At 36.3% G+C, this 11819-nt stretch carries 11 protein-coding genes and 3 pseudogenes; 3 read left to right on the forward strand and 11 right to left on the reverse strand.

Annotated features, from left to right (window positions below):
• The 3 genes from BS63_RS0109665 to BS63_RS0109675 all read right to left on the reverse strand — a co-directional run.
• On the reverse strand, positions 1–230 hold a 230-nt coding region (locus BS63_RS0109665; protein WP_032798589.1), incomplete at its 3' end, for a transposase family protein.
• A 57-nt stretch (positions 231–287) separates the two neighbouring features.
• Entirely contained in the window at positions 288–734 is a 447-nt protein-coding gene (locus BS63_RS01000000111110; RefSeq protein WP_050585023.1) for a DUF3021 domain-containing protein, read from the reverse strand.
• Positions 735–742: 8 nt separating this feature from the next.
• Complete coding sequence (locus tag BS63_RS0109675; RefSeq protein WP_002962786.1) at positions 743–1198, reverse strand: LytTR family DNA-binding domain-containing protein; 456 nt, start codon at positions 1196–1198, stop codon at positions 743–745.
• 75 nt (positions 1199–1273) lie between these two features.
• Here BS63_RS0109675 and BS63_RS1000000112490 point away from each other — a divergent pair.
• Positions 1274–1587 (forward strand): annotated as a pseudogene (locus tag BS63_RS1000000112490) (transposase); the annotation flags it as partial.
• A gap of 564 nt (positions 1588–2151) precedes the next feature.
• On the opposite strand, the gene BS63_RS1000000112335 reads toward BS63_RS1000000112490, so the two are convergent.
• From BS63_RS1000000112335 to BS63_RS0109700, 4 genes are all read right to left on the reverse strand, one after another.
• Entirely contained in the window at positions 2152–2343 is a 192-nt protein-coding gene (locus BS63_RS1000000112335; protein WP_002963370.1) for a hypothetical protein, read from the reverse strand.
• A 9-nt stretch (positions 2344–2352) separates the two neighbouring features.
• A complete protein-coding gene (locus BS63_RS0109690) occupies positions 2353–4554 on the reverse strand; it encodes an AAA family ATPase (RefSeq protein ID WP_002963369.1) in 2202 nt (733 codons plus the stop codon).
• 92 nt (positions 4555–4646) lie between these two features.
• On the reverse strand, positions 4647–6890 hold the full coding sequence (locus tag BS63_RS0109695) for a S8 family peptidase (RefSeq protein WP_002963368.1): 2244 nt from the start codon (positions 6888–6890) through the stop codon (positions 4647–4649).
• The gene (locus tag BS63_RS0109700) at positions 6883–7926 is read right to left on the reverse strand and encodes an ATP-binding protein (RefSeq protein WP_002963367.1); all 1044 of its coding nucleotides are present in this window, start codon (positions 7924–7926) and stop codon (positions 6883–6885) included. Before BS63_RS0109700 ends, BS63_RS0109695 begins: the two co-directional genes overlap by 8 nt.
• Before the next feature lie 170 nt (positions 7927–8096).
• Between BS63_RS0109700 and BS63_RS1000000112495 the strand changes: the two are divergent.
• Positions 8097–8792: pseudogene (locus BS63_RS1000000112495) on the forward strand (transposase).
• Positions 8793–8953: 161 nt separating this feature from the next.
• Here the strand turns inward: BS63_RS1000000112495 and BS63_RS0109710 are convergent.
• From BS63_RS0109710 to BS63_RS1000000112440, 4 genes and pseudogenes are all read right to left on the reverse strand, one after another.
• Positions 8954–9802 (reverse strand): ABC transporter permease, encoded by an 849-nt coding sequence (locus tag BS63_RS0109710; RefSeq protein WP_002999453.1) that lies wholly within the window; start codon positions 9800–9802, stop codon positions 8954–8956.
• Between the two features lie 14 nt (positions 9803–9816).
• Positions 9817–10671, reverse strand: a complete 855-nt coding sequence (locus BS63_RS0109715; RefSeq protein WP_004205388.1) for an ABC transporter ATP-binding protein — start codon at positions 10669–10671, stop codon at positions 9817–9819.
• 156 nt (positions 10672–10827) lie between these two features.
• Positions 10828–10953, reverse strand: a pseudogene (locus tag BS63_RS1000000111985) (IS3 family transposase); the annotation flags it as partial.
• A 2-nt stretch (positions 10954–10955) separates the two neighbouring features.
• The gene (locus BS63_RS1000000112440; protein WP_019770180.1) at positions 10956–11099 is read right to left on the reverse strand and encodes an ATP-binding protein; all 144 of its coding nucleotides are present in this window, start codon (positions 11097–11099) and stop codon (positions 10956–10958) included.
• A 436-nt stretch (positions 11100–11535) separates the two neighbouring features.
• Between BS63_RS1000000112440 and BS63_RS0109725 the strand changes: the two genes are divergently transcribed.
• Positions 11536–11819 (forward strand): transposase (locus BS63_RS0109725; protein ID WP_028798567.1); only part of this gene is annotated, 284 nt, incomplete at its 3' end.

Raw genomic sequence — 11819 nt, forward strand, 5'->3', positions numbered from 1 at the left:
GCAAAAACACGTTGCAGGGTGTCGTGAGATGGAATACCGTTTTCCAAGGTAAGTACACTACGTAAGGAAGTTTCATAGATATTTCCAAAATCCTCTATTTCTTCCCAGAATTCTGCACCTGAAAGGCGGGCAAAGAAGATGAGCAGCACAATATCAGCCAAGCTATGCTTGATCTTCCAATTGTCACGCTCATCACGGACAGTGATAAGAAATTCTATAATCTCAGACATAAAGACACCTCCTAAGTCTATTATAACTCCGGAGGTGGACTCTTTTTTATGAATCTATTATCTGAAAACGTTATTTTCTTCATGCGTTTGTCGTGGTTTCTCTCTTTTTTCAGCCAACCTTTGATTAATCCTTCCTAGGCGTCGAGTTAAAAAGAAGTAAACGATTGTCCAAATAATGAGATAGGAAACCATAAAATTTCCCAGTAACTCAAAAGAAAGAATCGGCCAGTAATAGTGGTTCAAATTATTCATCAGGCAGACAAGAGCATATACTAGGAAAAAATGCAGAATCAGTCGAAAGAAAAAGGGGGGCCTTTCTAACTCAAAAATCATGGAAATAATACCGATAAGACCGCTAACCCAGATAACATTAGTAATTTGCGGGACCGTCTGACTTTGTGTTCCTTCCAACCACAAGGTAGCCACAAAACTCAGACTGCCAAAACCAATGCCAATCAAGAAATACCAAACTAATTTTCTGAAATTTATTTTCACAGTAATCACACTTTCTCTTACAAGCCCAGGCGTTTTTCTAAATTCACCAAATAGCGGCGACTAACATCCAGTTTGCGTTTGCCTGTCAGGATAGCCAGCATATTGCCCGAAAAGCTGGCTTCAAGGGCTTCAAGATGGTTGATATTGAGCAGGGCGTGCTTGGATACCTGGACAAAATCGGGATTGTTCAGCCGCTGTGAAAATTTGTAGAGGCGGTCATTGGTCAAAATGCGCCCCTTGCTAGTCTCCAAAATTAGGCTATCGCCTTCAACATCAGCATAAATCAAGTCATCCACCTTGAGCATTTCAATGCGATCACTGGTTTTGATGGGAAGGACTGTCACCTCGCTCTGGTCGTAAGCTCCTAGATAATCTAGTATTTCCTGAACTTCCTTGGTCTTTTTTTGACTTTGAACCAGAACCTGCACCTCGTCTAACTTCAGGTTCTCCTTTTCTTCAAAGTAGTACTGCATAGACTAACTCCTCGTTTTTCTCTATCTTAACCTTTTTGACCAGCTTATGCAATTGTCAATTGGACCAAAGGATAGCAAGAGCTATGCAAACTTTCCCTAAAAGAGTTTCTAAAGACCTTTACGTCAGAATAGAGAAAAAGAGTTTGCCTGTTATCCACTAGCGGAAAAAACTTGGTAGTGATTTTTACTTTATGGATGCTTATTCTTCTTGGCAAAGAGAAAGCAAGGAAAATGCCAATGGCTTACTGAAGAAATAATTTCCTAAGAAGACAAATCTAGTGGCCATTAACGATCGAACCTGAGTAAAGGCTTTAGATGCTATTAATCACCGACCACGTAAATGTTTAGGTGACAAAACAGCGTTTGAAGTACTTAGAAATGAGTTGTAACACAAGTTGTACTTATTCTTGCAAGTTATCATTAAAAAATCCTCTTGGTTAATAAGTTCATATTGTGCAGATATAATTAAAACATTATCCAAATCAAAAGCAGAGTTTTTTCTAGTTACTTGTTCAACTAAGTCTTTTAATCTTCTTTCTTTCCAACCTCCCTGAAATCCAACTAAGCGGATTTCAGGGAGGTTTTGCCTATTCTTAGGAAACATCTTGGACAACACGGCTAACTTGAAAGACTGATAGTTGGCAAGCCCTATAGGTAGCAAGCAAGTCATCCAGCGTCGAAAAAAGTGCACCAATGGCGGATTTTCGGGGAGGAAAGGGATTTTTTTTGAAATCGTATTTAAAACTTCCCTTGTTAATTGTGGCTGCGCTCCTCCAGTCACATATTTTTTAAACTATAACTTTTTAAAGAAGAATATAAAAATAATTTATTTATACTAGAATGTTCATCTACATTAACTACAACTACCATAGAATTTCCTGTTATCTAAACAGGAGCTTTCACATAACTTGGCGTTCCCGTATTTTCACCTCTCGCCGAAATCGTCACTTGGTCTACTTCGTGATTTGATTGATGATAATACCCAATATAGCCATTCGCGCCAAATACAGGTATTCCACTAGCACCAAATCAGATTGTGAGATAGTCACTGGTTGGTACATTTTAGCAATATCGCTTAATTTCTTTTTTCCCCATTCATTATCAAATTCTTTAAAACGAATTTTCGGAATTTTTTGTTTTGTCATCTCTTCTACCTATATTCTATCTTTCTTAAAATCCCAATAATGTCTAAAATGTTCTGAACAGCCATTTTCATCAAATATTTGGAAGAATAGCTCCCTCATTTCTTCCTTTGTTTCTTTATATGTTTCAGCTGATAAATCATCAATCGAATGAGAGTTTACATTAAAGAGTTTCAAATACTGACTATTATCATGATAAAACTTATCTTGGTTCAGAGAGTTAAATTTTATATAAGTCTCTATGATACGCCTCATTGTATTAAGCATAGAATTTTTTAAATCACTCTCATATAAACCTTTTAGTTCAAACCAAAGTGCTTCATAACTAGTTTTAAAGTCTTCTTTTTCAGAAGTAATATGAATAAACTCACCATTTTCAATTCTATAAAAGTGATTTTTGTCATATTTTGTTCTACCTCTTTCATCTTTAAAATTGCCACGTGGTTGCACATTCAAATAAAAATGGACATTGTGGGTAAGTATAACCATGATATCTTCATTGATATCAAATTTATTTCTATCTTTGCTTTGATAAAGGTTTTGAAGTTGAGTAATAATTAAATACTGCATCGTATCATCATTAGAACTCATTGGGTCATCAAAAACTATCAACTTTGGTTTCCTAGATTGATTTTCAGTTACTTCTTCTAACTTTTCTATAAAGTAGAAGAAAGCAATGATGTTTTTCTCACCCGTTGATAATTTTTTTACACTCCTTATAGTGTTACCTTGTTTGATTCTATAATATCCCGAATTCTCTCCTTCACAAAAATCCAATTCCCACTGTACTCTCAAGCGTAATTTTCTATTGATACGTTCGACCGCTTGTTTCTCAGCTTTAGGTTTTAAACTCTCTATTTTTAGACTTAATTCCCCAATTTCCTTTCTACACAATTTTTGTCTTTCTCTTTCTTCTTCAAATTCTCTCTGTCTGCCATTAAAATATTTCTCGTAAGTTTCCAATTTCGTCTTTTCAATATCAAATTGGAATTTATCACAGAGAATTTTAATTTCATGAAACCTTAGTTTATTTCTAGCCTCTGTCTTTTGATTTTTCAAATCATTAGAGAACTCATTATTTTGTTGAATTAACTCATTTAAAGTTTCATAAGAAATTTCATCAGGAACGTCCATAGTTATCTGTGGACTTACATCAAAAAGATTTTTTTCCTTATTATCTAACTCTTTAAATAATCTCTCAAGAAACTCCTTGTATTCTTTCTTTTGAAGATTGATATTTTCAATTTTATTAGATGCTTCATCTTTTAAGTGTGGATAAAAGTCTTCCGGCTTTATATTTAAACCCACTTGCGACTCTATTAAGCTAGAGATATTCTCCTTCCCTTTAGATATTCTAGATTTTAATTCTTTTACCTCATCTGCTGAAAAGTATGATTCCAACTCCTCAAATGTTTCTTTGGTAACTATATTGCCACAAAAAGCGCATACGTCACCAACCGAATGGATGTCAAGTCCCTCTTGGGCAAAGTTCCGTTTGGATTCAGAATTTAATCTGTTGATTTTTACTCGTTCTTTCACTTTGCTTGTCAAAATTTCATTAACAGCTTCTACATATTTTTCAAAATTAATTTTACTTGAAGGGATTTCTTGTATAGTCCTTGTTTTTTCACCAAGAACATCCGTAAGCTCTTTAATTTCAATTTTCTGTAATTCCTTTGCTTCTTTAATTTCGCTTTTAAAATTATTTTTATTATACTTACGTGCATTCAAAACGAGCTGTGGATTATTAAATTCAGATAGTTGCTTAGCGGACTTTCTATAAAAGTTATTAATTTTAGTCTCTTGCTCATTAAAATCTTTTTTAGCTTTTTCCTTCTTAGAAAAAATATTCTCTTGAGTAATATCAGTAGGTTCAATCAACTCTTTTACAATCAGCTGATATTCTTGTTCCTTTAATTCACGCTCGTTTTCTAATCTTTTTATCTCTTTCTCATTTTCTCCAGCATTCACAGCCAGTGAAAAAGCATCTAAATTTTCATTTTCTCCAATTAAATCTTCGAATCCCTTAAAAACGTGAATATCGAACTCCACAGATTTCTGTGCTTCAATAGCACTACTTAGTGTGGACTTCCCTGAACCATTTCTAGCGAATATAAAATTTTTACTTTTTAATTCTAATTCTGAACTTTTGAATAATGGTGTTGAAGAACCAGAAAAAATAATTTTTGTTAAATCAATCTTAGTTTCCGTCATCTTATAATAATCTCCTTTACAGTAACCTATGGTTAAAATTATTAGTTTTTATTGTTCCACCTCCCTACTATTGTACCAACACTTCCCCTATATCAATCAAACTCAATCTCCTCTGTTAATTTATTATAGAGTTCCACTTGATTTTCAACTTGTAGTTGATTGACTAACCAGCCTCTGAGGGATGCTTGATTGACAAACTCATCAATACGATTGACTCCATTTAGTTCTTTGAGCGTAACAACGATTCCGAAACGCACTCCTTTTCCATCACGCTTTTGTAAACGCTCAATCGTTTTTACGCTCATTCCCCACATAGGATTGTCCTCATTAAAAATATTTTTAGGCTTCTTTCGAGAGGTAAAGCTTTCTCCAATATGCTTGATATTATCCCATTTACGAAATAGTCTCCGAGCGTCTTGTTCTTTTACATACCCCGGAGCATCCTCAAAGTGCTGCCTATCCTTATTAATTGGCTCTATCCCATCTTTTTTTAACCGCCCGAATACTAAATTTAATTCTGTATTTGTATAATCTACTCCCTGATTACGGCTACAGTTTGGGAAATAGCAAAGCGTTGCCTTAGCAACATAGGGATACTTTCCTTTGGCAATGGGAACAGGAAATTGATAGTTATAAGACTCATATTCTTCAGAAATATCTGACACGATGAATTTAATTTCATCGTCAGGTGTGTTAAGTATATCTTCAATTCTTATAGGTACAATACCATTTCCTATCAAAGACATTTCCTCAAACGTTTTAATATCATTCCACCCAATGGCTGAATCAACTAGCAAAGCTTTGGCTTCTTCACGACTGAGTCCCATGATATAAATTAGATAGGCTAACTTTCTAGTAACCAGTGGCGCAGCAAAACTCGTTCCCGATACTTGTCCTAAGCCAAAGGGTTCACAAACATTGAGATAACGACCCTTACCGCCACCATAATAAGCAATATCTGGTTTAACAAAAAAAGATAACACCACTCCTTCACGGGAATAGGATGCTGGTTGATTATCAAAATCAACCGAGTTGACAATCAGAGAGTTTAAAGAATCTGCAGGTGCACCAATCTTTTTTCGCCTATCATTATCCACTCTTGCATTGGTACCTGCAATTACAAAAATAATATCGTATTCAAATTGAATCTCGTCTAAAGTAGCTGCTTCTGCAGATATAAAATTTTCTCTTACTTCTTCATTGGAACCAAGAGATAAATTCCAAACTTTAATATCTGGATTTTGAGAGACAATTGATTTTATCTGTTTGATAATTGCAAAAGAGTTGAACCCACTATGCAAGGCAACACCAAAATGTCTAACCTGAAATCTGCCACAGCCATCAGCCAAATGAGGATTGAGGTTTGGAGCGTCTACAATAAGAGAGCTAACGGCTGTCCCGTGCTGATAATCTGCTGTTTCTTTTCTAATATCACTTGATATTAAATCGTGATATTCTACCCATTCACCAAAGTAGACTTCTTTTTCAAATAATGTATCAATTACTCCGACAACAGGCTCATTAATCGGTTGCGGAATCACTGTGTCTACTTGATTTGAAACAGTATGAAAATCATCTGGCGATAAACTTGCAAAATCCTCAACAGCCATAGAAACTAGGTAAGGGATATTTGCTAATACTAGCTCGACATGACGTTCATCTAACAATACAGTTGTTTCGTCTAACATATTTGCTTTAGACAGATCAATACCAACACCTTTTAAAACATCTTGGATATCTTTATTCGTATCAAAGAAAGTCACAATCGAACTTTTCAAGTCCTGCTGTGCTATTTCTTCAACTCCGAAATGATCTATAAAACAGCTATCTCTTAGATATTGTTTAAAAGTTGTCTTCGAAAAATCATAATGGCTAACATCCAATTTATCAAATGTATTAGGATTCTTAAATGCAGCAGAGTCTAGTGTGCTATTCTGAAATGAGCGTTCAAATAAATTGGTTACCTGTTCTGAAAGACGAATAGTTTTACTTAGGTTCTTCCTAGTAATATAGTGTGTAACAATATGCTTGGATTTTTCATCATTAAATTTTGCTCCGACGATCGTTTCATTTGGTACTAACCCTCTATTGCCCAATAAATATCCTCCGATTCTATTGCTTTTTGCTACGATACGATTATAGTAGACCGTGATTAAAACTCCATCAATTATTTTTTTATCCTGCCAAAATTCCTGAACAGTTAATAAAGATTGATGGATTTGTTTTAATTTTGCTAGAGAAACAACTGAATTCTTAGGAATAGTAATAGGACCCATACCTACCTTACGTTTTCTTGGTGCAAAGCGATTTCCTCTTAGTGTTAGAATGTTATTCATTCGCTTCCTCCTTTAACTCTCTTGATACACTACTTTTTGATGTCCCTGTTAGAATTTCGATTTCTCTAACAGTGAATCCCATATCGGATAATTTTTTAATGCTTGGAATTTTTCCATTATTTAAATTTTTAAAAAGACGTTTTAAATAATCATCAGGATCTTTCGGATCACTAAAAGCTAAGGATGTCCGAATATAATTTTTTAGATCTCCAGGATTTGGAAGATTTTTTGAATAACGAATAATTTTTCTAAATAGGCGTATATCTTTTGTAACATTCTTAAATTGTTTTAAATAATCATTTAATATAAATTCTGAAATTTCTACTTTGTCTTCATCTGAATATCTATCAAAATCAATTGTTGCATCAAATCTACGTACCAACGCTTTATCTAATTCGCTATAAAGATTAGTCGTTGCGATAATCACCACTTCTGGATCTAAATTGTCTAAAGCTTTTAAAAATGTCGAAGTGACTCTTCCCATCTCTCGAAGATCATTTTGGTTAATTCGATCTAGAGCAATAGCATCAATTTCATCAAACAAAATGACATAGTTTTGCTTAAAAGGTAATTGGTTAATCTCTTTAAAGACACTAACTAAATTTTTAGCAGTTTGCCCCAATTTACTATCCACTAATTCACTAAAATCAACCAATAATAACTCACGATTTAATAATCTAGAGATTTGCTTTACACTTTCTGTTTTCCCAGTTCCTGGTGAGCCCACAAATAAAAATTTATGAATCCCTAAATTATGATTTACTGCATTTATAATTCCTTTAAGATCACTCATTATATGCATAGGAAATGGTAAAGTAGTTGTATCTACTTTCTGAGGAACCAAATAACTTCCAATTTGAAAATCTTGAGGAACAAAGCAATCTGATTGCGACATTAACCCCATTATATATTGAGAAAGTTGGCTATCTCCGCTTTGATCAAAATCACGTGCAATAGAGATTGCCTGATTCCTAAACTCTGTTTCTTTATTTTCAAAATGATATTTTATCAAATCTAATACATCCGATTTTTTCATGACCCTTCTCCTCCTTTTTTCTATAGTATATCAATTTCGGGACAAAAAGTCAATTTTTGGGACAAGAAAATTGGATTATAAATTGCAAAATAAAATACAACAAAAACTCATAGAAGTTATTCTCGTGTAAACTGTAAGTAACCACACTAGTCAGTACACGAGGAAAATCTATGAGCTACCGTCATCTTACCTTAACTGAGCGAATAAAGATAGAGGCTTACCTAGAATTAGGTCTGAACTTGAATCAGATTTCTGAAAAGCTTGGGATTCACAAATCAACGCTTTCGAGAGAAATAAAGTGCTGTGAAGGGGCCTATTCAGCCGAAGCCGCACAGACACACTATGACCAACTAGCTCAGTCTAAAAGGAGAAATTCAACTTGTCATCCAGAACTGAAATTGAAGACTGTTTGAAGTCTTCCTGGTCCCCAGAACAAATCTACGGTCGCTATCAGCTTGAGAACAAGCCTATGTTTTGCTTTAAGACCATCTACAACTGGCTTTATAAAGGTTTGATTGACTATGAATTAGCTTTCCTCAGACGCAAGGATAAAAGTCGTCAATTTCAGGAAAAACGAGGAAAATTCATTATTGGGGCCCTAATTTCTAAGCATCCAAAAGGAGTCAGAACAAGGAAAACCGTCGGCCATTGGGTAGTGATTTTTACTTTGCAGATGCTTATTCTTCTTGGCAAAGAGAAAGCAAGGAAAATGCCAATGGCTTACTGAAGAAATAATTTCCTAAGAAGACAGATCTAGTGGCCATTAACGATCGAACCTGAGCAGAGGCTTTAGGGTCATCAATCATCGACCACGTAAATGTTTAGGTGACAAAACAGCATTTGCAGTACTTAGAAATGAGTTGTAACACAAGTTGCACTTATTCTTGCAAGTTATCGTTTTTAATAGATAAGACAGCCAATAAATAATAAGCTAGGTTACAAATAATTCCTGTCAACGCAAAACTAATTACCAACATTACCTCAACCTTTCTTAACTCCTTTCCTTCTTTGGCACGGAATATATCCCTTAAACCCGCTTGGACTTTCTGGCAAGTACACTCAACCCAAGAAGCAAGAGACCAGCCAACAGGCTAAGACCTACTACCAAAAATTCTTGCTTGAGGCTGGTTAATTCTTTCCATTTAAGACCAATGCCTAAGTATTCTTGAACACTAATCCCTGGTCGATGCCAATCAACAACCTGATCACCAATCAAGATCTGGCGATAGGCAGAGGCTACATAGGCCCAAGGAGTAGCCTTCATAAGTTTTTGAGCAAAGTCTGGCATGGTTCCAATCGGGACATAGACACCTACCAAGAAGCCAGAAGCCGTCCCAATAATTACACTAAGACGCTCAGCTACTTCTAATGCCTTAATAAACTGCACGACCACCAAGCCAATAATAGCACTCATGAGACTACTTGCAATCATGAGGCCAAGTAATTTCAGACCTTGTTCCAAAGAGATAAAAGCCAGGCTGTCCTGCCAGCTAAAATAGAGGGCCATAATCAGATAGACCAGCACCTGCATAATCACTCCAATGACTGCGCTGGAGATGACATAACCAAGATTCAACTGGAAAAGCGAGGTATCCGTCAAAAGAAAGTCATCCAATTTATGACTCTCACGATCTCTGACCAGACGAACAATGCCGGTCCAAACTGTGGTAATTGAAGCCACCGCTAGAGTTCCTCCCATAATCCATTGATCCAGCATTTTCTCTGGATGGCTGGTACCTGACCAGGCATCCTGCATATTTTTTTGCAAGAAAATCAGATAGAGGCCAAAGGCAATCCAGGCTCCCATTAAAGAGAAGAAGACTGTTGCCTTGTTATGAAAATAAAGTCGTAAATTTCTTTTTGCCATCGTAAACATCACTAAACTCCTTCTTAGTCTTTAAATACAGTACCTGCTACTGCCATAAAGACAGCATTGATGTCACCCTTTTGGAAATCAAAGTCAAGAATATAATCTTGATGACTTGCCAAAACTGACAGGGCTTGCTGCGGGCTCAAGTCCTCAATAGCCAGCCAGCCAGCTTCTCGCTCTTGATAGGTTTGGTCTGACCACGCTTGCTTGTTATCAGTCTTAATCAGAAGGCGATTTTTAGCATAGTCAGTCTTCAATTTCTCTGCGGAACCCTGAGCCAGAACTCGACCGTGGTCAATAATATAGGCCATATCAGCATTTTCGGCCTCCTCCAGATAGTGGGTGGTCAAAAAGATGGTCAGGCCTTCTTCCTTTTGCAATCGGCGTAAGAGAGCCCAGATAGACCGGCGACTTTGAATATCCAACCCCGTTGTCGGTTCATCGAGGAAAAGCAAGTCCGGTTTGGTTAGTAGAGCTCTGGCAATGTCCACCCGACGCCGTTGACCTCCCGATAGGGTGCCGTACTCCTGTTTAAGAATATCCTCAATAGCCAACATCTTAATCAAATCTTTCAGCCAAGCTGAATCCTGATGATGATAGAGACCTGCTCGGCTCTCCAGATTGGCTTGAACTGTTAATTCCTCATCCAATACACTATCTTGAAAAACCATTCCAATCTTGAGGCCCGGCGCTAAATTGACCTGACCAGAACTGGCTGATAAGAGACCTGTCAAAATCTTGATGGTTGTCGATTTTCCAGCCCCGTTGGTTCCGATATAGGCTAAAAGTTGGCCTTTCTTTACCTGAATATTCAGATTCTCCAGCACCATCTTTTTACCGTATAACTTTGTTAAATTTTTTGTCTCAATTAGCATAGGTAAAATTCCTTTCCTTTTACTGACCTAATCTTAGCAAATAGAAAGAGACCCTTGGGCCAAATTCAGCCAAGCGGTCAAAATGAACAGGTAAGCGGAGAAAAGCGCAAAGGAAAAGCACCTAAAAGTGTAGTGACCCAAAGTTGGACATAATATTTAAGTGAAGGATTGCGTTCTGTATTGCACAGGACTCAGTCCTTTTAGTTTTAATTTAATACATTTGTTGTTGTAATAATCAATATAGGCTGAGATGGCTAGCATTAACACCTTGATAGATGGAAAAGTCACTCTGCATCCTCACTAGTAATACCAGACCCATTGTCAGCGACTGTAACCAAGATAGCATCAGGCTGACACTTAAGCTTGAGGTAAAGAATGGACTTCGGTGGATTATGCTTGAAAAAAGTAGCAAAGAGATTGTCGAACACTCTCTCAAACTAGACCCTATCAAATGTATAGAAGATTTGTTCATCCGGAATAGTAACATCTAGTTCATAACCTCCAGTTTCAAACTCGGTATGACAGTCAGCTACAAAGTTACACATAAACTCAGCTAAATCAAGCTTTCACGCTTTAAAGAAAAATTTGGATGGTCTAACTTACTAAAACTATGAAAAGAGTAAAAAAGCTAAAAAGATCCACTTGACACTTTTTACCCTCGCAAATCGGTAATGGTTATCTCTTGGGTACTGTAAAAGCCATGTCAGATGATGAATACAACTATAGATTATAGAACGACGAGCTTGGGACAAAACTATCCCTCAGCCAACGAAAAAGCAACGGTTTTGATGCCGTTGCTTTTTGCTTGACATAGGTAGTCTTGATAAAATATAGTTGACAAAAAAATAATAGAAAGGCTACCTCATGTACAGTCACTATAACACAAATCAAACGACTCTGCCACTAGAATTAAGCGCATTCTTACCCCACAACCATCTCGTTTTTACGATTGAAAAGGTGGTCAATAAACTAGATGATAATGCCTTTCTAAACTTTTATCATGAGGTTGGGCGGCCTTCTTACCATCCCCAATTACTCCTAGCAGCCCTTTTATTTGCTTATTCTCAAGGGATCTTTTCCGGACGAAAGATAGAAAAAATGATGGTGGAAAATCTTGCCCTGCAATACTTAACAGGTCAGCTGGTGAT

The sequence above is a fragment of the Streptococcus sobrinus DSM 20742 = ATCC 33478 genome (assembly GCF_000686605.1).
GTDB lineage: Bacteria > Bacillota > Bacilli > Lactobacillales > Streptococcaceae > Streptococcus > Streptococcus sobrinus.